The 22,158-nt window shown below is 63.1% G+C and carries 18 protein-coding genes; 10 read left to right on the forward strand and 8 right to left on the reverse strand.

All coding sequences use genetic code 11. The annotated features are described in order from the left end of the window. Positions 1 to 68: 68 nt before the first annotated feature. The 4 genes from QU606_RS16170 (at position 69) to QU606_RS16185 (ending at position 4,209) form a co-directional block, all read left to right on the forward strand. On the forward strand, positions 69 to 659 hold the full coding sequence (locus tag QU606_RS16170; protein ID WP_024074871.1) for an antibiotic biosynthesis monooxygenase: 591 nt from the start codon (positions 69 to 71) through the stop codon (positions 657 to 659). Continuing rightward, positions 656 to 2,494 (forward strand): amidohydrolase, encoded by a 1,839-nt coding sequence (locus QU606_RS16175; RefSeq protein WP_024074872.1) that lies wholly within the window; start codon positions 656 to 658, stop codon positions 2,492 to 2,494. The genes QU606_RS16170 and QU606_RS16175 overlap by 4 nt, the downstream gene beginning before the upstream one ends. A 36-nt stretch (positions 2,495 to 2,530) precedes the next feature. Next, positions 2,531 to 3,148 (forward strand): isochorismate family cysteine hydrolase YcaC, encoded by a 618-nt coding sequence (gene ycaC / locus QU606_RS16180; protein ID WP_024074873.1) that lies wholly within the window; start codon positions 2,531 to 2,533, stop codon positions 3,146 to 3,148. A gap of 179 nt (positions 3,149 to 3,327) precedes the next feature. After that, positions 3,328 to 4,209, forward strand: a complete 882-nt coding sequence (locus QU606_RS16185) for a LysR family transcriptional regulator (RefSeq protein WP_024074874.1) — start codon at positions 3,328 to 3,330, stop codon at positions 4,207 to 4,209. Here QU606_RS16185 and QU606_RS16190 read toward each other — a convergent pair. After that, the gene (locus tag QU606_RS16190; protein WP_024074875.1) at positions 4,196 to 5,233 is read right to left on the reverse strand and encodes an AraC family transcriptional regulator; all 1,038 of its coding nucleotides are present in this window, start codon (positions 5,231 to 5,233) and stop codon (positions 4,196 to 4,198) included. The two genes, QU606_RS16185 and QU606_RS16190, sit on opposite strands and share 14 nt — an antisense overlap. A 1-nt stretch (position 5,234) precedes the next feature. Further along, the gene (locus tag QU606_RS16195; protein ID WP_024074876.1) at positions 5,235 to 6,149 is read right to left on the reverse strand and encodes a GGDEF domain-containing protein; all 915 of its coding nucleotides are present in this window, start codon (positions 6,147 to 6,149) and stop codon (positions 5,235 to 5,237) included. Positions 6,150 to 6,926: 777 nt separating this feature from the next. Here QU606_RS16195 and QU606_RS16200 point away from each other — a divergent pair. The 5 genes from QU606_RS16200 (at position 6,927) to QU606_RS16220 (ending at position 13,415) form a co-directional block, all read left to right on the forward strand. Beyond that, the gene (locus tag QU606_RS16200; RefSeq protein WP_069076458.1) at positions 6,927 to 9,440 is read left to right on the forward strand and encodes a TonB-dependent receptor; all 2,514 of its coding nucleotides are present in this window, start codon (positions 6,927 to 6,929) and stop codon (positions 9,438 to 9,440) included. 138 nt (positions 9,441 to 9,578) lie between these two features. Then, positions 9,579 to 11,444 (forward strand): phytase, encoded by a 1,866-nt coding sequence (locus QU606_RS16205; RefSeq protein ID WP_193690516.1) that lies wholly within the window; start codon positions 9,579 to 9,581, stop codon positions 11,442 to 11,444. A gap of 47 nt (positions 11,445 to 11,491) precedes the next feature. Beyond that, positions 11,492 to 12,184, forward strand: a complete 693-nt coding sequence (gene tolQ, locus QU606_RS16210; protein WP_024074879.1) for a protein TolQ — start codon at positions 11,492 to 11,494, stop codon at positions 12,182 to 12,184. Positions 12,185 to 12,198: 14 nt separating this feature from the next. Next, positions 12,199 to 12,645, forward strand: coding sequence for a protein TolR (tolR, locus tag QU606_RS16215; protein ID WP_024074880.1), 447 nt, complete (start codon positions 12,199 to 12,201; stop codon positions 12,643 to 12,645). Then, complete coding sequence (locus QU606_RS16220) at positions 12,642 to 13,415, forward strand: energy transducer TonB (protein WP_304998587.1); 774 nt, start codon at positions 12,642 to 12,644, stop codon at positions 13,413 to 13,415. The genes tolR and QU606_RS16220 overlap by 4 nt, the downstream gene beginning before the upstream one ends. 379 nt (positions 13,416 to 13,794) lie before the next feature. Here QU606_RS16220 and QU606_RS16225 read toward each other — a convergent pair whose 3' ends face one another. The 6 genes from QU606_RS16225 to QU606_RS16250 form a co-directional block, all read right to left on the reverse strand. Further along, positions 13,795 to 14,742: a D-isomer specific 2-hydroxyacid dehydrogenase family protein gene (locus QU606_RS16225; RefSeq protein WP_069076430.1), complete on the reverse strand. Its 948-nt coding sequence runs from the start codon at positions 14,740 to 14,742 to the stop codon at positions 13,795 to 13,797. After that, complete coding sequence (locus QU606_RS16230) at positions 14,739 to 15,908, reverse strand: acyl-CoA dehydrogenase family protein (RefSeq protein WP_304998588.1); 1,170 nt, start codon at positions 15,906 to 15,908, stop codon at positions 14,739 to 14,741. Before QU606_RS16230 ends, QU606_RS16225 begins: the two co-directional genes overlap by 4 nt. 10 nt (positions 15,909 to 15,918) lie before the next feature. Beyond that, the gene (locus tag QU606_RS16235; protein WP_304998589.1) at positions 15,919 to 17,259 is read right to left on the reverse strand and encodes an LLM class flavin-dependent oxidoreductase; all 1,341 of its coding nucleotides are present in this window, start codon (positions 17,257 to 17,259) and stop codon (positions 15,919 to 15,921) included. 12 nt (positions 17,260 to 17,271) lie between these two features. Then, the gene (locus QU606_RS16240) at positions 17,272 to 18,246 is read right to left on the reverse strand and encodes an ABC transporter substrate-binding protein (RefSeq protein WP_024074885.1); all 975 of its coding nucleotides are present in this window, start codon (positions 18,244 to 18,246) and stop codon (positions 17,272 to 17,274) included. Positions 18,247 to 18,518: 272 nt separating this feature from the next. Then, positions 18,519 to 20,102: a rhodanese-related sulfurtransferase gene (locus tag QU606_RS16245; RefSeq protein ID WP_024074886.1), complete on the reverse strand. Its 1,584-nt coding sequence runs from the start codon at positions 20,100 to 20,102 to the stop codon at positions 18,519 to 18,521. Continuing rightward, positions 20,099 to 20,710: a cysteine dioxygenase gene (locus QU606_RS16250; protein WP_304998590.1), complete on the reverse strand. Its 612-nt coding sequence runs from the start codon at positions 20,708 to 20,710 to the stop codon at positions 20,099 to 20,101. The genes QU606_RS16245 and QU606_RS16250 overlap by 4 nt, the downstream gene beginning before the upstream one ends. 227 nt (positions 20,711 to 20,937) lie before the next feature. Between QU606_RS16250 and QU606_RS16255 the strand changes: the two genes are divergently transcribed. After that, positions 20,938 to 21,843 carry a LysR family transcriptional regulator gene (locus QU606_RS16255; RefSeq protein ID WP_069076435.1) on the forward strand — a complete coding sequence of 302 codons (906 nt, stop codon included), beginning with the start codon at positions 20,938 to 20,940 and terminating at the stop codon, positions 21,841 to 21,843. Positions 21,844 to 22,158 lie beyond the last annotated feature (315 nt).

The raw sequence follows: 22,158 nt of genomic DNA on the forward strand, positions 1-22,158 counted from the left end.
TGCAATTTTCCCCTGCCCGATAGCGCCACACTTCCCCCATCGCTCAACGTTCCAGGGGGGAAGACACCATGGACCCGACACCTAAGACCAGCCCTGACGAAGTCGTCACCCTGGTCGTCAAACACCGCATCAAGCCAGGCCTTGAAGCCGACTACGAAGCCTGGCTGCGGCGCATCGTGCGCATCGCCGGCGAGCGCCCCGGCCACCTCGGTGTAGACGTGGTGCGCAGCAAGCAGGGCGGCCTGGCGCTGTTCACCTGCGTACTGCGCTATGGCACCACCGCTGCGCTGGAGCAGTGGCTCGACTCCCCCCAACGCAAACAGCTGATCGCTGAAGCTGCGCCGATGCTGGCCGACGGCGACCAGACTGAAATCGGCGCGGCCAACGAGTTCTGGTTCACGCCCCTGGCCGACAGCGCCGCCAAGCCGCCGCGCTGGAAGCAGGCGGTGGTCAGCCTGTGTGTGATTTTGCCGCAGACCTTGTTGTTGCCGTTTATCTGGGGGCCGATCCTGCGTCTGCACCCGTTCCTGTCCAACTACGTGGTCTCCACCTTCCTGGTCACCCTGACCATCGTCCTGCTGGTGGTCTACCTGCTGATGCCGGCGGCTACCCGCCTGTTCGCTCCCTGGCTTGAAGCCTCTGTAAAGGAAACCCTATGAACGCCGATCTGATTCTGTTCAATGGCCAGTTCCACACCGTGGACCGTGAAAACCCGCGCGCAACCGCCGTCGCCATTCGCGAGGGGCGCTTCGTCGCCGTCGGCACTGACGGTGAGGCCATGGCCCTGCGCGGCAGCGGTACCCAGGTCATCGACCTCAAGGGGCGTACCGTGATCCCCGGCCTTAACGACTCGCACCTGCACCTGATCCGGGGCGGGCTGAACTATAACCTCGAACTGCGTTGGGAAGGCGTGCCATCCCTGGCCGATGCCCTGCGCATGCTCAAGGAGCAGGCCGACCGCACCCCCACGCCACAATGGGTGCGGGTGGTCGGTGGCTGGAACGAATTCCAGTTCGCCGAAAAGCGCATGCCGACCCTGGAAGAACTCAACCAGGCCGCGCCGGACACCCCGGTGTTCGTGCTGCACCTGTATGACCGCGCCTTGCTCAACCGCGCCGCCCTGCGCGTGGCCGGCTACACCAAGGACACGCCGAACCCGCCGGGTGGCGAGATTGTGCGTGACAGCCAAGGCAACCCCACCGGCATGCTGGTGGCGCGGCCCAACGCGATGATTCTGTATTCGACCCTGGCCAAGGGCCCGAAACTGCCCCTGGAATACCAGGTCAACTCGACCCGCCAGTTCATGCGTGAACTCAATCGCCTGGGCCTCACCAGTGCGATCGACGCCGGTGGCGGTTTCCAGAACTACCCCGATGACTACGCGGTGATCGAGCAACTGGCCAAGGATGAACAGCTGACGGTGCGCATCGCCTACAACCTGTTCACCCAGAAGCCCAAGGAAGAGCTCAGCGATTTCAAGAACTGGACCGGCAGCGTCACCCTGCACCAGGGCGACGACTACCTGCGCCACAACGGCGCTGGCGAGATGCTGGTGTTCTCCGCGGCGGATTTCGAAGACTTCCTCGAACCGCGCCCGGACCTGCCGCTGACCATGGAGCAGGAGTTGGAACCGGTGGTGCGTCACTTGGTGGAGCAGCGCTGGCCGTTCCGCCTGCACGCCACCTATGACGAATCGATCTCGCGCATGCTGGACGTGTTCGAGAAGGTCAACCGCGATATTCCGTTCAATGGCCTGCCATGGTTCTTCGACCATGCCGAAACCATCACCCCGAAAAACATCGAGCGCGTACGCGCCCTGGGTGGCGGTATTGCGATCCAGGACCGCATGGCGTTCCAGGGTGAGTACTTTGTCGAGCGCTACGGTGCCAAGGCCGCCGAAGCCACGCCGCCGATCAAACGCATGCTGGCCGAAGGCGTGCCGGTGGGCGCGGGCACCGATGCCACGCGGGTGTCGAGCTATAACCCGTGGACCTCGCTGTACTGGATGGTCAGCGGGCGTACCGTCGGCGGCCTGGAGCTGCATGCCGAAGGCTTGCCACGCCTGACCGCGCTGGAGCTGTTCACCCACGGCAGCGCCTGGTTCTCGTCGGAGCAGGGCAAGAAGGGCCAGATCAAGGTCGGCCAGTTGGCGGACGTCGCCGCGCTGTCGGCGGATTTTTTCAGCGTCGATGAAGAAGCCATCAAATGGATCGAATCGGTGCTCACCGTGGTCGGCGGCAAGGTGGTGTACGGCGCCGGCGACTTCGAAGGTTTCGCGCCACCGCGTGTACCGGTGCTGCCGGACTGGTCGCCGGTGGTCAAGGTGCCAGGGCACTGGCGTCCGTCTTCGCCGTTGCAAGCTCAGGTCCACCAGTGCAGCGGCCCCTGTGGCGTGCATTCCCATAGCCACGAAAAGGCGCGCCTTTCCAGCGTGCCGGTCAGCGACTTCCAGGGTTTCTGGGGGGCGTTTGGCTGTTCTTGCTTTGCCTTTTAATCAACTCGCCTCTTTCGACAAACAGGAGCAACTCCCATGACTTACAAACGCCTGAATAAAGATGATGCCGTGGTGCTGTTGGTGGATCACCAGACCGGCCTGATCTCCCTGGTGCAGGATTTCTCCCCCAATGAGTTCAAGAACAACGTACTGGCCCTGGCCGACGTGGCGAAGTTCTTCAACCTGCCGACCATCCTCACCACCAGTTTTGAAGGCGGTCCTAACGGCCCACTGGTACCCGAGCTGAAGGAACTGTTCCCGGACGCGCCGTATATCGCCCGTCCTGGCCAGATCAACGCCTGGGACAACGAAGATTTCGTCAAGGCCGTCAAGGCCACCGGCCGCAAGCAGATCATCATTGCCGGGGTGGTAACGGATGTGTGCGTAGCGTTCCCGACCCTGTGCGCCCTGGAAGAAGGCTTCGAGGTATTCGTGGTCACCGACGCCTCCGGCACCTTCAACGAAACCGTGCAACAAGCCGCCTGGGCGCGTATGACCGCCGCCGGTGCGCAACTGGTGAACTGGTTCGCCGTGGCCTGCGAGCTGCAAGTGGACTGGCGTAACGACATGGAAGGCCTGGCCAACCTGCTGTCGCCGCGCATCCCGAACTACCGCAACCTGATGAACAGCTACTCGGCGTTCACTGCCAAGTAAGCGGTTTTCAAGCCTTTAGGTAATCAATGTGGGAGGGGGCTTGCCCCCGATTGCGGTGTGTCAGTCTCAGTATTGTTGACTGATGCACCGCTATCGGGGGCAAGCCCCCTCCCACATTTAAATTGTGGTGATGCGACTATCCAGTTATAAAACAGCCAAATGTCCACCGAGAAGCGACAATGAACCCCTTCGAAGACATGCGCCTGTTCTGCCAGGTCATGGAGTCCGGCAGCTTTACTGCCGCCGCCGAGCAACTCGGCCTGTCCAAGCAATTTGTCAGCCGCCGCCTGATCCAGCTCGAAGACCGCCTCGGCGTGCGCCTGCTCAACCGCTCCACCCGCCGCCTGGATGTCACGCCCCTGGGGCAAAGTTACTACGAATCCGCCTTGCGCCTGCTCAACGATGTCGAGCAAGTGGAGCAGGGCATCGCCGGCCAGAACAGCGAACCGCGCGGCACCCTGCGCCTGAGCGCGCCGCTGTCGTTTGCCATGGCGCACCTGGGCTGCCTGCTGCCGCAGTTCTTGCAGCGCCACCCCCAGGTGTCGGTGGAGGTCGACCTCAGCGACCGCCCTGTGGACCTGATCGGCGAAGGCTACGACCTGGTCTTGCGCATCGGCACCCTGGAAGACTCCACCCTGATCGCCCGCCGTATCGCCAGCATCCCGCGGGTGTATTGCGCCAGTCCCGACTACCTGGCCCTGCGCGGTACCCCGCAAAAACCCGAGGACCTCGCCGACCACGACTGCCTGCCCTATGGCCATGGCCGCCAGGTGCAGTGGCGCTTCAAAGGCAAGGTGCAGGCACTGCAGGTCAGTGGCCGCATACGTGTGAATAACGGCGACCTGCTGCGCGACACCGCCATCGCAGGGCTGGGTGTGACCTACTTGCCGACCTTTATCGTCGGCGATGCCTTGAAGGACGGGCGCCTGGTGAGCGTACTGGACGACTTCGCCCCCGAAGACCTGACCTTGTCGGCGGTGTATCCCCAGCATCGGCAAAGCTCACGGCCGGTGCAGGCGCTGGTGGCGTTCCTGCGCGAGCGCCTGGCTAGTGGCTGTTGAATAGCTGGCGGATCAGGCTCGGCGTGCTGCCGGTCCAGCGCTTGAATGAGCGCCGGAAGTTCGCCGCGTCGTTGAAGTTCAGGTACGCCGCCACCTCATCGTTGCTGTAGCCCTTCACCTGATACAGGTGCAACGCGACTTGCTTGCGCACCCGATCCACCTGCTCCTGGAAGCCGGTGTCGTGTTTGTGCAGCTTGCGCTTGAGGGTCGCCGGGCTCATGGCGAAGGCCTGGGCTGCCTGTTCCAGGCTCGGCGGCTGGCGCACCTGGTCGTGCAGGTAGTCGTACAGGCAGTCGAGAAAGCTGCAGGCAAAACCCAATTGTTCGATCTGCTCGCGCGCTTGCTGGCGGGCGACCTGGCCAGCGGTGGCCGAGGCGCCCGGCCAGGCGCGGGTGAGGTATTCGCGCGGGATGCTCATCATGTCCAGCGGGCGCTCGAAGCGCGTGTGTTCGCCCAGGTTGACCCAGTACTGTTCGACATAGCGCGGCTCGCCGTGGCTGAAACTGCACGCCCACGGCAGGCGCTGGCCGCTGAGCCATTGGCTCATGGCAACCAGCGAGGTCATGCTCGCTTCCAGCAGGAAGCGCCAATGCTCGCCGGCGCCGCAACTGTCCCGCCAGTACAGGTAGGCGTGGTGTTCATCCAGCTCCAGTTGCAGCGTGGCCAATGGGCTGAGCAGCACCTGTTGCTGGATCAGGATCTCCAGCGCCTGGTGCAGGTGTTGCGCATGGCCCAGAGCGTGACTGGCCGCGCCGTAGTAACCGGGCAATAGCCGCTGCCCCAACAAAAAGCTGCTGTCGTCGGCGTCCAACAGCTTGCGGCTGTTGCCGATCAAGCCGAGAAACTGCTGTGGGCTCAGGCGTGCGGTACCCGCCAGGATGTCCTCATGAAACAGCCCGGTGCCGCGCAGCAGGCGGTGGCTGTCGATGTCGCGGGACAGCGCCAGGTCGATCAGCGTGGCGGGTTGGTAATGGCCGGGGATGAAGCGGCTGTCGGCTTCATACCAGCTGGTTTTCACGGCCATCTCAGGCACTTTTCGCAAGCGGTTGCTTGGCCCTGGCCAACGCCAGGTTCAGACGCTTGAGCAAGTCCTGGGGCGGTTCTTCAAGCGCCATCACCACGGCGGTGGTCGCAGCCAGTTGCAGGCGTTCGCCCTGTTGCCGGGTCTTGTGGGCCAGGCCGCGCACCGCTTGCTGCAACTCCAGCGCCAGCTCCTTGGCCTGGCGTTCGCCGGTATTGGGCAGCAGCACGACAAAGCGGTCACCGGCCAGGCGGCACAGCAAGTCCTGGCGGCGCAGGTTGAGCAGGAGCAAATGGCTCAACGCCTGCAACACCGCATCGCCCTCGGCGTGGCCGTAGGCCTGGTTGATGGCGGCGAAATTGTCCAGGTCCAGGGCCAGCAACGACAGCGGTTGTTGTTGCTCGCGGCTGTCTTGCAGGCTGTCGGCCAACTGACGCTTGAGGTAATCGGCGCCGGCCAGCGGCGTGAGTTTGTCGAACAGGCGATGTTCGCGAAACAGCCGTTCGCGTTTCTCCATCTGCGCGCTGATCGCCAGTTGTTCGCGGTGCCAATGGTAGATGCCGATGGTCAGCAGGATCATGCCCACCGGCATCGGCCCGGACTCCAGCCAGTGGTCCCAGGTGATGCTGTCGGGCAGGCGGATGAATTCGTCGAGGCTGTCGATCCACCAGGAGAAAAAGATGCACGACAGGCCCAGCGCCAGGTAGTTGGTGACGCGGCCGGCGGGGCGGCTTTTCAGCACCAGGCCCAGCCACACCAGGGCGAGCAGGGCGGAACCGCCTTCGCCGAAGATATCCAGCCATACCCACTCACTGACGCTTTTCAACTCGCCACAGGCCAGGTGCAGGATCAGCCCGAGGTTGGCGGCGATCAGCAGCAACGAGAGTTTCCAGCGGTGGGGCTTGAGCACGGAAAACATGGCCGCGGGTCCTTGGACAAGTGAGCGAGGAGGCCAGCACAGCAGATGCATGTGACCGTTGGATGACGGTGGGGGAGGGTCGAATCAGCTCATCTCACAGACAACAAAGGTCAAAAAATGTGGGAGGGGGCTTGCCCCCGATGGCTGTGTATCAGTCAACAGATATACCAGCTGACCCACCGCCATCGGGGCATGGGTATCTACACAATGTTGTATTAGCCAACGCTAACCACGATGCGAAGCGAGCCGCTCTTGATCTTGCTTTAGATCTTGATCTCAGGCGCCCCGTTAAACCACGCTGGCCGCAATTCGACAGTGATTTGGGGGGTAAACCGGCAGGGATGCCGGTTTAGCCGCCCCTCGCCATGGATGGCGCGTGGCGGCGGCCCCCCAAATCACTGTCGGATTGCGGGCACACCGAGCCTGGGCGAGGTGCCGAGTGGTGGGGCAAGAGCCCTTTGCTTACTTTGGGGCTTTTCCAAAGTGAGCCGCCGTAAGGGCGGAACCCTAAGTGGCCGTTACCGCAGCAACGGATATGTACCCGGTCCAAACCAAAAAAATAGTCGGCCCAGAGGCCGCCATCGGGGGCAAGCCCCCTCCCACAGGGGATCTTCACAGGTCATATCAGCTCATTCCACATCCAGAATCGGGTAAAACCCACGGTTTACGGGGCTTCGCGGCGATCCCTGTCACAGAACCGTCATCCCCCACCCCTAGCTTGCCCTCCCAGTTGCCGGGCCACTTGCCTGGCGCCAACGGACTCTTGGGGAGGATTTCATGTACAAGCGCACCGGGCTCGTCAGCTTTACGCTTACTGCCTTGGCCCTGGCCATCGCCAGTGAACGGCTCAACGCGGCGGAAGCGGCCACCACCGAACACGTTGAAGTGGTCGGCCAGGCTGCGGCCATCGACAAGGCCCTCAAGGAGCAGCGTTCCTCCGACAGCATCAAGAGCGTGGTGCATGCCGACGGTGTGGCGCAGTTGCCCGACGAAAACGTTGCCGAAGCGGCGCAGCGCCTGCCGGGGATCAGCGTCGAGCGTGACCAGGGCGAAGGGCGCTTTGTCAGCGTGCGCGGCCTGGGCCCGGACCTTAACAGCGTGACCATCAACGGTACCCTGGTGCCATCGCCCGAGAGCAAGCGGCGCGCCGTGGCCCTTGATGTGCTGCCCTCGGAACTGGTGCAGTCGCTGTCGGTGATCAAGACCCTGACCCCAGACATGGACGCCAACTCCCTGGGCGGTACCGTCGACGTGAAGAGTCTCTCGGCCTTCGACCACAACGGCCTGTTCTACACCGGCAGCACCGAAGCCAGCTACGACAAGAATACCGGGCAGACCAGCCCGAAATTCTCCGGCGCCGCCAGTAACCGTTTCAGCCTCGGCGACGGCATCGACAACTTCGGCGTGGCGGCGGCGCTGAGCTGGCAAAAGCGCGACTTCGGCTCGGACAACGTCGAAACCGGCGGCGCCTGGGACTTCAGCCGGGGCGCGCGGCTTAACGAGTTCGAACAGCGCGACTACGACATCAGCCGCGAACGCGCCGGCGGTGGCCTGAACTTCGACTACAAGCCCGACGACCTCAGCAGCTACTACCTGCGCACCCTCTACAGCCGCTACAAAGACAGCGAAACCCGCAACTCCACCAGTATTGAATTTGCCGACCCCCAGGCCGCTGGCGAACTGGGCGATGCCGAGGGCAAGCGCAAGCTGAAGAACCGTGAAGAAACCCAGGAAATCCAGTCCTACGTGTTCGGCGGCGAACGCATGCTGGGCCTTTGGACCTTGAGCGGCCAGGCCGGTTACAGCCAGTCCAGCGAAGACAGCCCGGCGCATATCGCAGGCGCCACCTTCGACGGCGGCGACTTTGCCAACAGCGGTTTCTACGACAAGGACAAGCCCCGCCCGATCATCGGCAGCGGCTTCTACGACGCCAGCAACTTCACCCTCGACAAGGTCGATTGGGAAAAGCAGAACACCCGCGACACCGAGAAAAACCTGCGCCTGGACCTGGCCCGCGACTATGACCTGAGCGGTTACGCCTCCCAGGTCAAGTTCGGCGGCAAGGTCAGTCGACGGAACAAGGACAACGACCTTGAAGCCTGGGTCTATAAAGACTTCGACACCCTGGGCTACAGCGCCGACCAGCTCAACCTCACCCAGTTCCAGAAGGGCAGCGTCGACTATCGCCTCGGCAACTACGGCCCAGGCATCAGTCCCGGCGCCATCAAGCAACTGATTGGCAGCCTCAACCCGGCGGATTTCTACGACGAGACCGAATCGCGGGTCAACGACTTCACCCTCCGCGAAGACATCAACGCCGGCTACCTGATGAACACCATCGACATCGACGACTGGCGTTTTATCGCCGGCCTGCGTTACGAAGGCACCGAGTTCGAAGCCAAGGGGACCGGCGCCACCGACGGCCAGTTCACCGCCACCGAGACCAAGCGCCGTTATCACCACTGGCTGCCGGGCCTGCATGCGCGCTACCAGATCGACAAGAACACCCAGGTGCGCGCGGCCTGGACCAAATCGGTGGTGCGCCCGACCTTTGGCCAGCTGGCACCGGGCTTTGTGATCGACGATGACGAAGCCACCTTCGGCAACCCGGACCTCAAGCCGCTGGAGTCGAGCAACCTGGACCTGGGCATCGAGCATTTCATGGGCCGCGCCGGAACTGTGTCGGCGTTCGTGTTCTACAAGGACATCAAGCATTTCGTCTACAACACCGACCTCGCCGGCACCGGCGCCTGGGCCAACTTCGCCGAGGCCCATACCTACGCCAACGGCGACAGCGCCAAGCTCTACGGCCTGGAACTGGCCTACTCACAGAAGTTCGACTGGCTGCCCGCACCGTGGAACGGTTTGCTGATCGGCGCCAACAGCACCTTCAGCCGGTCCAGCGCGGATATCGAAGGCTTCGACGCCGCCAGTGGCACGAACCGCAAGCGCACTATCAGCCTGCCCAACCAGTCGGACACCGTCGGCAACCTGATGCTCGGTTGGGAAGACGACACGCTCAGCCTGCGCCTGTCGGCCAACTACAAGTCGGCCTACCTGTATGAACTGGCGTCGATCAACGACAAGGCCCACGACCGGCACGTCGACGCGCAGACCTTCGTCGATTTCAGCGCGCGTTACTCGCTGACCAAGAACCTGCAAGTCAGCTTCGAGGCCCAGAACCTCACCGACGAGTCGTACTTCGTCTACACCGGCAACCGCAGCTACAACGGCCAATACGAAGAGTACGGCCCGACCTACAAAGTGGGCCTGACCTTCACCCATTTCTAACCCACCCCATACCCCACTGTAGGAGCGAGCTTGCTCGCGAAAAAGCCCGGAACACCGCGTGCATCCAGACAGCCCGCGACATCGTTGACGTTCTTCGCGAGCAAGCTCGCTCCTACAAGACAAGGATTTTGTTTGTTCATGAGACTTTCCAAGCTATACCTGCTGATCGCCCTGGCCACCGGCGGCAATGCATTCGCCGCCGACCTGGCGCTGACCCCTTGGGCACCCAGCCTGAAGGCCGAAGCCGTGGCCTTCCTGCCCAACGCCAGCGAGCGCGTGGCCGCCAGCACCCGTGACGGCCTGCAACTGCTCGACAGCAAAGGCGCCGAACTGGCGCGTTTCAAAGGCAACTTCAGCAGCCTCGACACCCGCGCCGCAGGCACCCACGTGCTGGTCGCCAGCCTCGACAACGACCGCCAGCAGGCGCTGCTGATCAACCTGGACAGCGCCAGCAAAACCTGGGGCACGCCGGTCTACCTGCCGACCCGCGACTACCCGGTGAATGGCCTGTGCCTGTACCGCGACGCAGCGGCCAACCTGTTTGTGTTCCTGGTGGGCGAGGAGGGCAAGGGCGAGCAATGGCTGGTGGGCAACGGCTCGACCTTGCTCGCTGAACCCCAGCGCGTACGCGGTTTGCCGCTGCCGCCGTCGGCGCAGTTCTGCCAGGTGGACGACGCCACCCAGCAATTGGTGGTGAATGAAGAGAATGTGGGCTGGTGGGCCTACCCGGCGCACCCGGAAGCCGATGTGAAACGCACCCCGGTGGCGCTGTTCGACAACCCCAAACGCGAAGCTGGGGCCATGGCGCTGGTACCCGGTGGCGTGGTCGCGCTGGACCCGAAGACCGCCCAGTTGCACCTGTTCCAGCAAACCGGCGAGCGCTGGGTGGAGCAATCGAGCCTGACCCTGCCGGGCCTGAAAGAGCCGGAACAACTGGCGATCAATGGCCGCCAACTGCTGGTGCGCGATGACGACAGCGGCGCGCTCTACCAGGCCAGGCTCGACTGGCAGGCCAAGCCCGTCGCGGTGGCGCCGCTGCTGCCGGAGGTCGCGGCCTTGCGCCAGAGCGACCCGGTTGGCCGCCAGGGCGATGCGGCGGATGACCCGGCGATCTGGATTCACCCCGAAACACCGGGCAAAAGCCGTGTGCTCGGCACCAACAAAAAGCAAGGCCTGCTCGCCTACGACCTCGACGGCAAGCTGTTGCAGGAACTGGCGGTGGGCCGCCTGAATAACGTCGATGTACGCCCCCGCTTCAAGCTCGGCCAGCAAACGGTCGACCTGGCCGTGGCGAGCAACCGCGATCACAACAGCCTGAGCCTGTTCAGCATCGACCGTCAGAGCGGCGAGCTGCGTGAAGCCGGTGAAGTGCCCACGCCGCTCAAGGAAATCTACGGCATTTGCCTGTTCCAGCCAGCCAGCGGCGAGATCTACGCAATCGCCAACGGTAAGGACGGCACCTTCCTGCAATACCGCCTCAGCGCGCCGGACGGCCGGGTGCAGGGCGAGCTGGTGCGCCAGTTCAAGGTCGACAGCCAACCCGAAGGCTGTGTGGCCGACGACCAGCGCCAGCGCCTGTTTATCGGTGAAGAAGATGTGGGCGTGTGGGCGGTGGATGCGCGTGCCGATCAACCGGCGACCTTGACCAGCGTGATCAAGGTCGGCCCACAGTTGCATGCGGATGTCGAAGGCCTGGCGCTGTACCAGAGTGATAAGCATGACTACCTGGTGATCTCGAGCCAAGGCAATGACAGCTACCTGGTGGTGGATGCCGAGCCGCCGTTTGCCGTGCATGGCGGCTTCCGCGTCGGCTTGAACGCCGCTGCCGGGATCGACGGCGCTTCGGAAACCGATGGCCTGGAAGTCACCGCCATCAACCTCGGTGGGCCTTGGAGCCAGGGCATGCTGGTGGTGCAGGACGGGCGCAAGCGCATGCCCGAGCAAACCCAGAACTTCAAATTCGTGCCCTGGGCCGAGGTCACCCGCGCATTGAAATTGCCGTGAACCGTCATCAACCGGTCATCACTTTTTAATCGAATGGGAGATTCACTATGCACGCGACGATGGAACATATGACGATCTGGGGTTTGATCAGCGACGCCAGCCTGTTGGTCAAGGCGGTCATGGTTACCTTGCTGTTGGCGTCCTTGCTCAGCTGGTACCTGATTATCCAACGCGGCAGTGTGCTGCGCCGCCTGGAACGGCAGTTGAACGGTTTTGTGCAACGCTTTCGCGCCGCGCCGGACTTGCAGGCGCTGTACCGCGACACGTTGCAGGCGGGCGAGGGCGGCGTGGCGCCGATCTTTATTGCCGGGGTTCAGGAATACCAGCACCTGCACAGCCATGATCCGCAGGTGCTCGAAGGCGTCGAGCGGGCCTTGCAGGTAGCGATCACCGAGCAGGAAATCGAGCTGGAAAAGGGCCTGCAATTTCTCGCCACCGTGGGGTCGGTCAGCCCGTACATCGGTCTGTTCGGCACGGTGTGGGGCATCATGAATTCCTTTATCGGCCTTTCCCAGGTGCAGCAGGCCACGTTGTCCACCGTAGCGCCGGGCATCGCCGAAGCCTTGATCGCCACGGCCATCGGCCTGTTTGCCGCCATCCCGGCGGTGATCGCCTATAACCGTTTCGCGGCGCGCGGCCAGACTCTGCTCACCCGTTACTACGCGTTTGGCAATGAGCTGCAAGTGCGCCTGCACCGCAGCCTGCGCGGTGCCGCGATCAACCTGGCCGTGGCCGCCTGAACAGGAGCGCTCCCATGTTAGTAAGGCCGCAACGCAAGCACGGGCCCAAGGCCGAGATGAACGTGGTGCCGTATATCGATGTGATGCTGGTGCTGCTGGTGATCTTCATGGTGACCGCGCCGATGTTGACCCAGGGCGTGAAGATCGAACTGCCCAAGGTCGCCGCCGAGGCGTTGGCCACCGACACCCGCCAGCAGATCCTCACGCTGTCGGTAAAGGCCGACGGTGGCTATTACTGGAACCTCGGCGGCGAACTCGATACCCAACACCAGACCGACAGCGCCGTGAGCCTGGAGGAAATGGGCGCCAAGGTCATGCAGGTGGTGGCCGCGCGCAGCGACACCCAGGTCTACATCCGCGCCGACGACAACGCCGGTTACGGCCGTGTGGTCGCGGCCATGGCGGTGTTGCAGAAGGGCGGGGTCAGCAACCTGGGGCTGGTGACCGAGGCCCCGCAATGACGGCGATGATCATGCACAGTCCGACCCTGCCGATGGCGCCCCGGGATGCTTCGGGTTTTTGCAGAAACAGCCTCGCCGCCAGCCTGGCGGTGGCGCTGCACGTGGGCGTGCTGGCCGCGTTGATGCTGGGCTGGTCGACGGAGAAGCCCGTGGTGGATGCCCTTAGGGTGATGCACACGCAGCTGGTCATGCTGCCACCGGCGCCAGCGCCCGAGCCTGAACCGGTGGTGGCCGCGCCCGCACCGTCGGAGCCGCTGGTGGTACCGGTGCCGGCCCCGGCAAAGCCCACGGTCGACCCGCAGATCCAGGCGCAAAAACTCGAGAAAGCCGCCTTGGCGCGTAAACGCGTCGAAGACAAGAAAATCGAGCAGCAGCAGGAACGCCTGGCCACCGAACAACGCCACCGCGAGCTGGAACAACAGCGCCTCGATCAGCAACGCCTGGCCGCTGAAAAAGCCCGAGCTGCTACCCCAGCCCCAGCCCCGGCAGCGGCCTTCGACAGCCGCCAATACCAACCCCTGAGCAAGGAGGCACCGGACTATCCCGAACGCGCCCTGGACAAGCACATCGAAGGCGACTGCTCGGTGGAATACACCGTCAACCCCCAGGGCCGGGTAGAAAACCCCAAGGTGCTGGACGGCTGCCACCCCTTGTTTATCCGGCCTTCATTGGCGGCGGCGAATACTTTCCGTTACCAGCCGCGGATCGTCGAAGGCAAGGCCGTGGCCGTACCAGCGGTGCGCAACACCTTCCACTACCGCATCAAATGAACGTTTCCAACGGACACAGGCCCCCTGTGGGAGAGGGGGCAAGCCCTAATTGTAGGAGCGAGCTTGCTCGCGAAAAACGTCAACGATAACGCGTGTTTCCTGAATCAACGCGGCGCCTGTGAGTTTTTCGCGAGCAAGAACTAGGCGTGATCGGACTTGTTGTGGCGAGCAGGCTTGCTGTGGTGATCGGGCTTGTTGTGGCGAGCGGGCTTGCCCCGCGTTGGGGCGCGAAGCGGCCCCAAAACCAGGCAGCGCGGTGTGTCAGTTAAAAACACATCGCCTGTGATGGGGCCGCTTCGCAGCCCAACGCGGGGCAAGCCCGCTCGCCACAACAAGCCCGATCGCCACGGCAAGCCCTCTCCCACATGGTTGAACGGCGTCAGGCGTTAGCTAGATTCGATAGTTCGATACCTGAAACGTAGCGTTCCAGATTCGCCAGGAACGTATCGGCAATCTCGTTGCGGCTATTGGTCGAGATCGCCGAGGTGTGCGGCGATAACCGCACCCGTGGGTGGCTGTACAGCGGGTGCCCATCCGGCAGCGGCTCTGGCTCGGTCACGTCAAGCGATGCCAGGCCGACCTGGCCGTTATCCAACGCCTCCAACAACGCCTCCTGATCCAGCAACCCACCGCGTGCGATGTTGATCAGGTGCAGCCCCGGCTTGGCGCTGCCCAGCACATCACGGTTGATGATATGCCGCGTGGCCTCCGTCAGCGGCGCTGCCACCACCAAGTGGTCGGCGCGGGCGAACAGGTCATGGATATCCGCCGCCGCCTGCACACCGTCAACACCCAACGGCGTCGAACGGTGGCGCAGCGCGACCACCTTGATGCCCAGGCCCAGGGCTTTGTGCGCCAGGCTTTGGCCAATTGCGCCGAAGCCGAGGATGCCCAGGGTGGTGCCCTTGAGCGGACGCAGGGCGGTGAAGTTCCATTGCGAGTCCTTCACCCAGATGTCCGGCAAATGCTTGGAGGCGGCAAAGATCGCCGCCAGGGCGAACTCGGCCAGGTTGTCGGCGGCGCTGCCCCGGGAGGTGGTCACCGGTGGGCCGTTGAACAGCCACTGCGGGTAGAAGTCGATACCCGATGAGACCAGGTGCACCCATTGCGCACCATAGGGCCAGCCCGGCGGTGGGGTGTCCGGTGCCGTGTAGCCGTGCACATTGATCGGGCGCAGCAGCAGGATATTCGCCTGGGGCGGCAGGTCGCCTGGCACGCCCACCGGCACGCCGATCACCTGGGCTTGAGGGTGGATCGCAGTGACGCGCGCGCGGATCACGTCGTTGTAGTCTTCGCCCAGTTGGCTGGCAATAATCACCTGGCTCATGTGCGTTCCTTCTGGCGTTGGGCGAAGACGGCTTTGCCGACGCCTTGCAGCACGGCGTCGTTCTGTGGGGTATGCACGCGGCTGCACAGCACGTCGCGGTAATGCCGTTGCAGTGGGTTGTGTCGCGACAGGCCGGGGTTGCCGGACGCCTCAATGGCCAGTTCCACCGCACGGATGGCGTTACCGGTCACCAGGTACTTCAATTGAGCCGCATTGGCTGCCGGGGTGTGGCCTTCGGCGGCAGCGTCCAACAGGCTGCGGTTGGCAAACAACAGGGTGTCGATATGCCCAACGGTTTCCTGGAAACGCGGCAGGGTGGACAGCGCCGCGCCGAGGTTGGAGGGCGTGCGTTCTTCCAGCCAATTCACCAGCCAGTCCCGCGCGGCCTGGGCCACGGCGTCATACACCGAGGACAACAACACCGACATCCATAGGAAATCCTCGCTATCCAGCTCGGGCTTTGGCGCGCTCCAGGGGCTGACGCTGACGGCGTGATCCAGCGGCACCAGCACGTTGTCGAGCACCACTTCATGGCTGCAAGTGGCGCGCATGCCCAGGTGGTCCCAGGTGTCGATGATGCTCACGCCGGGGCTGTCCTTGGGCACCAGCCAGATGCCCACCAGTGGGTCTGGGTCATCGCTGCGTGCCCATACGCTGAACCAGCTCAGGCCATGGCTGCCGGTGGAGTAGATCTTGCGCCCGCTGATGCGCCAGCCATCAACGGTGCGCACCGCCGTGGTCGCCGGCAGGCCCCCGCGGGCCGGGGTGCCGAGGTCGGGTTCGACGCGCAGGGCATTGATCAGCGCGCCGTTGCGTACCGCCTCTTCGGCGACTCGCACGCGCAGGTGCCGGGGCCAGGTCTTGCTGTCTTGCAGGCGGGTGTGTTGCAGGTACTGCATGACCAGGATCAGTGCAGTGGACGGTTCACCCTTGGCAATCGCGCTGATCGCCTTGCGCGCCTGGGGCAGGCTGGCTCCGCCGCCACCGAGGGCCTTGGGCACGGTGAGGGCGAGCAGGCCGTGTTCATGCAGCAACGTGAAATTGTCCTGGGGGAAGGCACCGCTTTCGTCGTACAGGTGCGCGGTGCTGGCCAGCTCGGCGCCGAGGCGTTCGAGCAGGGCATCGAAGTGGGCGACTTCCACGGAGCGTAGAGACGGTTGGGTCATAAGAATGTACTCAGGCCAGGGCCTTTTCGGGGGGGTCGATCACGCTGTAGCGATTGGCCGGTACGTCCAGGCCGAGATTGTCGCGCAGGGTCTGGCCGCTGTACTCGGTGCGGAACAGGCCGCGCTGTTGGAGCACCGGCACCACCAGTTCGGTGAAGTACTGCAACCCATCCGGCAGTACCGAATTGACGATAAAACCATCGCTGGCGCCAGTCTCGAACCAGGTCTGGATCGCATCGGCGACCTGCTCCGGGGTGCCGACGAAATCACGCTTGGGCCGTGAGAACCGCAGGGCCACTTCGCGCAGGGTCAACCCTTCGTCCCTGGCCAGTTGCTTGATGCGGTCCGAGCCGCCTTTCTGGCTGTTGGAGCCCAGGTCGCCGAGTTCCGGGAAGGGGGCGTCCAGGGGGTACTGGCTGAAGTCATGGTCATTGAACGGGCGGCCCAGGGCGACGATCGCATCTTCCACGGTGACCAGGTCCACGGCCTGCTGATAGCGGCTTTCCACTTCGGCCTCGTCGCGGCCGACAATCGGGCGGATGCCCGGCAGGATAGACAGGCTGTCGGCGTCGCGGCCAAAGCCTTTGGCGCGGCGTTTGAGGTCCTGGGTGTAGGCCAGGCCTTCTTCGATGCTCTCCACGTGCACAAAGATGGCGTCGGCGTTCTGCGCCGCAAAGTTACGCCCATCTTCGGACGTGCCCGCCTGGAAAATCACCGGTTGGCCCTGGCGCGAGCGCGCAATGTTCAGCGGGCCTTTTACCGAGAAAAACTCGCCCTTGTGGTTCAGCGCATGCAGCTTGCTCGGCGTAAAGAATTCGCCGCTTTGCTTGTTGTAGGCAAAGGCGTCGTCTTCCCAGGAATCCCACAGGCCCTTGACCACGTTGAGGTGTTCCTTGGCGATGCGATAGCGCACGGCGTGCGGCGGGTGCTCTACCTTGCCGAAGTTGTCGGCGGTGCCGCTGAGCCACGAGGTGACCACGTTCCAACCGGCACGACCGCCGCTGATATGGTCCAGCGACGCGAACTGGCGCGCGACCTGATAGGGCTCGGTGTAGCTGACGGTCACGGTGGCGACCAGGCCGATGTGCGTGGTCAGTGCCGCGAGGGCCGAGAGGATGGTCAGCGGCTCGAAACGGTTGAGGTAATGCGGGCTGGACTTGGCGTGGATGTGAAGGCTGTCGGCGATGAACACGAAGTCGAACTTGGCCGCTTCGGCGAGCTCGGTCTGCTGCTTGTAGAAGCCGAAATTCGTGCTGGCGTTGGGTTGCGCCTGCGGGTGGCGCCATTCGCCCCAACCGTGGCCGACACCGTGGACCATGGCCCCCAATTTCAATTGACGTGGCTTGCTCATGTTTTCTGCTCCTTAGCGCGAGGCTTGATTGTTGGGGGCACGCTTGGCGTTAAAGCTCTTGTCGAAGCCCTGGGACACGTCGATGTGCCTGGTCAGCAGGCCTTCTTGTTGGTAGGTGTCGGCGGTGGCTTGCAGGCCACTGATCACGCTGTCGTCAATCAGCACCGGGCTCAGGCGGGTCTCCTTGGCCACGGCCACATGCACGGCCAGCGGCAGCCCGGTGATTTTGGCCTGGGCGGCGGCGTACTCGTTGGGGTGGGTATTGGCCCAGGCGTAGGCGCGGTCGACGCGGGCGACAAAGTCGTCCAACTGCGTGCGCTTGTCGGCGATGGCCTGGCTGGTGGCGGCAAGGTACAGGTGGTTGCTCAACAGCGTGTTGCCGCTGGCCACGATCCGCGCCTGGCTTTGTGAGGTGACCACCGTGGTGTAAGGGTCCCAGGTCGACCAGGCGTCGACGGTGCCGTTATCCAGCACCAGGCGCGACTCGCTGGGCAACAGGAAAATGAACTGCACATCCTTGGTGGTCAGGCCGGCCGTGGCCAGGGCCTTGATCACCAGGTAGTGGCCGATGGACCCGCGTCCGGTCACGATTTTCTTGCCCTTGAGGTCGGCCACCGTCTTGATCGGCGAATCCTTGGGCACCAGCAGGGCGGTGGTGTTACGCCCTTCGGCGTGGATGATGCTGACCACCTTGAGCGACGCTCCGGCCCCCAAGGCAAACACGTAGGGTGCGTCACCCAAGGCGCCGATATCCACGGCCCCGGCATTCAAGGCTTCGCCCAGGGGCGAAGCGGACGGGAACTCCGACCACTGGATTTCATAAGGCACGTTTTTCGCCTCGCCCGAGACTTCCAGCAGCGTCTTGATCGTCGATTTCTGGTTGGCCACCCGCAGCGGTTGCAGGTCGGCGGCGTGGGCGCTGGTGGCCAGGCCAAGGGCCAGGGCGGTGCTCAGGAGCAGGCGCTTGAATGGGGTAGTAAAGACCATGGGATGCAGGCTCCAGGCAGATCAGAAAAAAGGTTTGGCTACCTCCGCCTGGAGAAGGGGTCGGTGAGGAGTTTACGTTATGCTCATAAAAACATACTGTGAAGTTCTTTTTGGTTATATGTTAATTATTAAAATAACTGATTATGTATTTATTTATTATTCTAAAATTGCATGGATTAACCCTGAGGTGGATGCGGTCCATGTGGGAGAGGCGGTGCGACGATTCGACTTGCTTCCTCCCACAGGGATCTGTGCCGGGTATGGAAAAGTGATCAGATCACATAGAACCCATGGGTGCCGTCGCGGGCCAGTTGGTCGACTAAACCGAACTCCCAGTCCAGGTAGGCCTGCATGGCTTCCTTGGGGTTGTCCGTGCCTTCGTAAGGGCGGCGGTAGCGGTCGATACGCGGTGAGGCCAGGTGGGTTTCACCTTCTTCCAGCGGCAGTTGCGCGTTGATCCAGCCAGCGGTGCCGTCTTGCAGCAGGAACACTTGCTTGCCGGTGATGGCTTCGACTTCGGCCACGGCCAGGCGCGCCAGTTGGCTGCTGCCGCAGGTCAGCACGTAGCGCTGGGCGGCCGGCACCTTGGCCAGCGCCTGGGGCAGTTGCGCGCGCAAGGCCCACCAGGCACCAGGGATATGGCGTTTGACGTAGTTGGCGCTGGCGGTGAAATCCAGTACCGCCGTGTCGCCATGGGCCAGCCACTCGGCGAGGGTGTGCGGGCTGATCAGTTCGGCCTGGGGCGGTGCGGGCACCGGCGCGACCCAGGCGCCATGCTCGCTGAAATCTGCGGCTTGCAGGCCGTCCAGCACATGCACTTCCCAGCCCAGTTGGGCCAGCCATGAAGCCGACATATTGGCGCGCACACCGTCATCATCGACCAGTACCAGGCGTGCACCGCGCACGCTGGCAACGTGATCGGTTTCCTGCACCAACTGCCCACCCGGGGTCGAGCGCGCGCCGCGCAGGTGGCCGGCTTCGAATTCCTCCGGGGTGCGCACATCGAACAAGTAGGTGGTACGGGACGCCTGCTGTTGCCAGCGCTGCAGGTCGGCGAGGGTGGCGCGGCCGACGCGGGCCTTGTCAGCCACACGCCGCGCATCCGCGGCGGCGACCTGGCGGTGGGCTTCCGAGGTCGGGGCAAAGCGTCGCGACTGACCATGGGCGAGCTTCTGCCCGGCCAACGTCCAGCCGATGGTGCCGTTGCGCAGGGCCGAGACCGGGTTGGCCACGCCGGCATTGATCAGTGACTGCGTGCCGATAATGCTGCGGGTGCGTCCGGCGCAGTTGACGATGATGCGGGTGGCCGGGTCCGGCGCCAGCTCACGGACGCGCAACACCAGTTCGGCACCCGGCACGCTGATGCCGGTGGGGATGCTCATGGTCTGGTATTCATCAAAACGGCGCGCGTCGAGCACCACCACATCGGCTTGGCTGTCGAGCAGCGCCTGCACGTCTTCAGCGGCCAGGGACGGCGTGTGACGCTCACTTTCGACCAGCTCGCCAAACGCCTTGCTCGGCACGTTGACGTCGATAAACAGCTCGCCACCGGCCTTGCGCCAACCGTCGAGCCCACCCTCGAGCAGGCTGACCTGGGTATAGCCCAGCGCGAGCAAACGTTCGGCCGCGCGGGCGGCCAGCCCTTCACCGTTGTCGTAGACGGTGACCTGGGTATCCCGGCGCGGAATGCGCGAGTACACCTCAAGCTCCAGCTTCGACAGCGGGATATTCGCGGCGAACAGGGGGTGGGATTCGGCAAACGGTGCTTCTTCGCGCACGTCTACCAGGGCGACTTCTTCACGGTCCAACAGGGCCTGGCGAATCTGGGCGTAGCTGCGGGTGGATACGGTGCTCATAGGGCGGGGCTCTTTTCTTTGGACAAATCCCAGATATTCGGGAGGAAGGCATTGGAATAGCCGGAGATAAACAGTTTCTCGCTGCCGTCGGGCTGGTACACCGCGCGGCGCACGGCACCGATATTGGCGCCGTACACATGAATGCTGATCGACACTTGGTCGCTGTGGGCATTGCTGACTTGATGGATGTCGCCGATCTTGGGCGATACCGCCTCGACCTGGCCCGGCACCAACTGGACCGGCTTGCCTTCGGCGACCAGGCGCCCGTCGGGCGCGCGCTCGAAGCCCTGGGAAAACTCCGCACCGCGCAACATGCCGATCAGCCCCCACACCCGATGGTCATGAATCGGCGTGCTTTGCCCCGGCCCCCACACAAAACTGACGATGCTGAACCGCTGGCGCGAATCGGCGTGCAGTAAAAATTGCTGATAGCGCTCGGGGTCGGGTTGGGCGAACGCATCGGGGAGCCAGTCGTCATGGCTGACCAGTTGCGCCAGCAGCTTGCCGCCACGGTGCAACAGGTCGCCTTCGCGTGGATTGCCGTCGATCAATTCCGCCAGGGCGCCTATGAAGGCTCTGAGTCTCTCGGGGTGCTTGGCTTGGGTCATGACAATTCCATCGGATACGTTTGATAGGAATGGGTTGATGGGTTTATATAAGCATAATGTTTATAGTTAATATGCTATTTTTTAATGATTAGCTTATAGCTGCAGGTAATTTAGAACCGGTCTGAATAGCGTTAGACGTTATCGATCACACGCTGGGCTATCCAGATAATCGTCCTGCAACTATGCTTTGCACACATCTTAATGACTGTTCTCTATGTGCGGCCCAAATGAAAATTGACGATATCGATGCCTTTGTCGAAGTGATTCGTTGCCAGTCCATCAGCCATGCCGCCGAGTCGTTGCAACTGACCCAGCCGGCCATCACCCGCCGCGTGCAGAACTTCGAGCAGGCGCTGGGCGTGGAGTTGTTCGACCGCAACACCAAGCCGCTCAAGCCTACGTTGATCGGCACCCGCGTCTATGAACAGTGCCGGTTGATCCTGCGCGAGATGGACGCCCTGCGCGAATTGGTCGCCACCGACGCACCGCCCACCGGCCTGTTACGCCTGGGCGTGCCGCAGACCATTGGTGACGTGGTGCTGCTCGATGCACTCAAGCACCTGCGCAGCGAATACCCCGACTTGCGCGCCCAGGTCGCCACTGGCTGGGGCAGCCAACTGGTGGGCAAGATCGAGCGCGGTGAGTTGGACGCGGCGGCGGCCCTGTTTCCGGCGGGCAAGGTTTTCCCCGACAACGTGGTCGGCGAGTCCATCGGCAAGATGGAACTGGTGGTGGTCTGCGCCAAGGCCCAACTGCCGAAGAAGCCCTGCAAGCTGGCGGACGTGTACCAGAACGGTTGGATCCTCAATCCGGATGGCTGCGGTTTTCGCGCCGGTTTGCAGCGCACCTTGTCCGATCAAGGCCTGGCCCTGCGGGTCAACCTGGAGACGTTCGGCACCGAGCTGCAACTGGGCCTGGTGGCCGACGGCTTGGGCCTGGGCCTGGTGCCGCGGCCTTTGCTGGAGCGCAGTGCCCACCGCGAGCAACTGGCGGTGATGCCGCTCAAGGATTTCAAGCCGGTGATGGATTTGTGGCTGATCTACCCGCACTTCCTCGGTAACTTGCAGGGGCCGGTGGACGCGTTTGGCAAACTGGTGGCGGCGTCCCTGCATAAGATCCGCAACGCAGCCTGATCCATGTGGGAGGGGGCTTGCCCCTGATTGCGGTGTATCAGTCAGCTCGTCTGTCGCTGACCCACTGCCATCGGGGGCAAGCCCCCTCCCACATTTGGACTGTGCAAGCCTTCAAGGCATTCTTGGCATTCACTGTCTTGGGCAACAGCTCCGGTTTGACTGGGTGTATAGAGATCAAAAATGTGGGAGGGGGCTTTGTGTTGGTGGTGTGGGTGTTATGAAAAAAAATAATAATTAGCTTAGATTAAAATGTGCTTTTTCTTATTTTTTTCCATCCCCTAGGCTTGCTTGGAAGTCCTTAAGGCCATCCAGGAA

This window comes from Pseudomonas sp. OVF7, from assembly GCF_030644265.1.
GTDB lineage: Bacteria > Pseudomonadota > Gammaproteobacteria > Pseudomonadales > Pseudomonadaceae > Aquipseudomonas > Aquipseudomonas gorinensis.

Excerpts from the sequence above, each read along its gene's own strand:
- QU606_RS16240 (WP_024074885.1), bottom strand. The coding sequence starts at position 18,246 with ATGGTCTTTACTACCCCATTCAAGCGCCTGCTCCTGAGCACCGCCCTG.
- QU606_RS16255 (WP_069076435.1), top strand. The coding sequence starts at position 20,938 with ATGAAAATTGACGATATCGATGCCTTTGTCGAAGTGATTCGTTGCCAG.
- QU606_RS16225 (WP_069076430.1), bottom strand. The coding sequence starts at position 14,742 with ATGAGCCAGGTGATTATTGCCAGCCAACTGGGCGAAGACTACAACGAC.
- QU606_RS16195 (WP_024074876.1), bottom strand. The coding sequence starts at position 6,149 with ATGTTTTCCGTGCTCAAGCCCCACCGCTGGAAACTCTCGTTGCTGCTG.
- tolQ (WP_024074879.1), top strand. The coding sequence starts at position 11,492 with ATGCACGCGACGATGGAACATATGACGATCTGGGGTTTGATCAGCGAC.
- tolR (WP_024074880.1), top strand. The coding sequence starts at position 12,199 with ATGTTAGTAAGGCCGCAACGCAAGCACGGGCCCAAGGCCGAGATGAAC.
- QU606_RS16220 (WP_304998587.1), top strand. The coding sequence starts at position 12,642 with ATGACGGCGATGATCATGCACAGTCCGACCCTGCCGATGGCGCCCCGG.
- QU606_RS16250 (WP_304998590.1), bottom strand. The coding sequence starts at position 20,710 with ATGACCCAAGCCAAGCACCCCGAGAGACTCAGAGCCTTCATAGGCGCC.
- QU606_RS16170 (WP_024074871.1), top strand. The coding sequence starts at position 69 with ATGGACCCGACACCTAAGACCAGCCCTGACGAAGTCGTCACCCTGGTC.
- QU606_RS16200 (WP_069076458.1), top strand. The coding sequence starts at position 6,927 with ATGTACAAGCGCACCGGGCTCGTCAGCTTTACGCTTACTGCCTTGGCC.
- QU606_RS16230 (WP_304998588.1), bottom strand. The coding sequence starts at position 15,908 with ATGACCCAACCGTCTCTACGCTCCGTGGAAGTCGCCCACTTCGATGCC.
- QU606_RS16245 (WP_024074886.1), bottom strand. The coding sequence starts at position 20,102 with ATGAGCACCGTATCCACCCGCAGCTACGCCCAGATTCGCCAGGCCCTG.
- QU606_RS16190 (WP_024074875.1), bottom strand. The coding sequence starts at position 5,233 with ATGGCCGTGAAAACCAGCTGGTATGAAGCCGACAGCCGCTTCATCCCC.
- QU606_RS16235 (WP_304998589.1), bottom strand. The coding sequence starts at position 17,259 with ATGAGCAAGCCACGTCAATTGAAATTGGGGGCCATGGTCCACGGTGTC.
- QU606_RS16205 (WP_193690516.1), top strand. The coding sequence starts at position 9,579 with ATGAGACTTTCCAAGCTATACCTGCTGATCGCCCTGGCCACCGGCGGC.
- ycaC (WP_024074873.1), top strand. The coding sequence starts at position 2,531 with ATGACTTACAAACGCCTGAATAAAGATGATGCCGTGGTGCTGTTGGTG.
- QU606_RS16175 (WP_024074872.1), top strand. The coding sequence starts at position 656 with ATGAACGCCGATCTGATTCTGTTCAATGGCCAGTTCCACACCGTGGAC.
- QU606_RS16185 (WP_024074874.1), top strand. The coding sequence starts at position 3,328 with ATGAACCCCTTCGAAGACATGCGCCTGTTCTGCCAGGTCATGGAGTCC.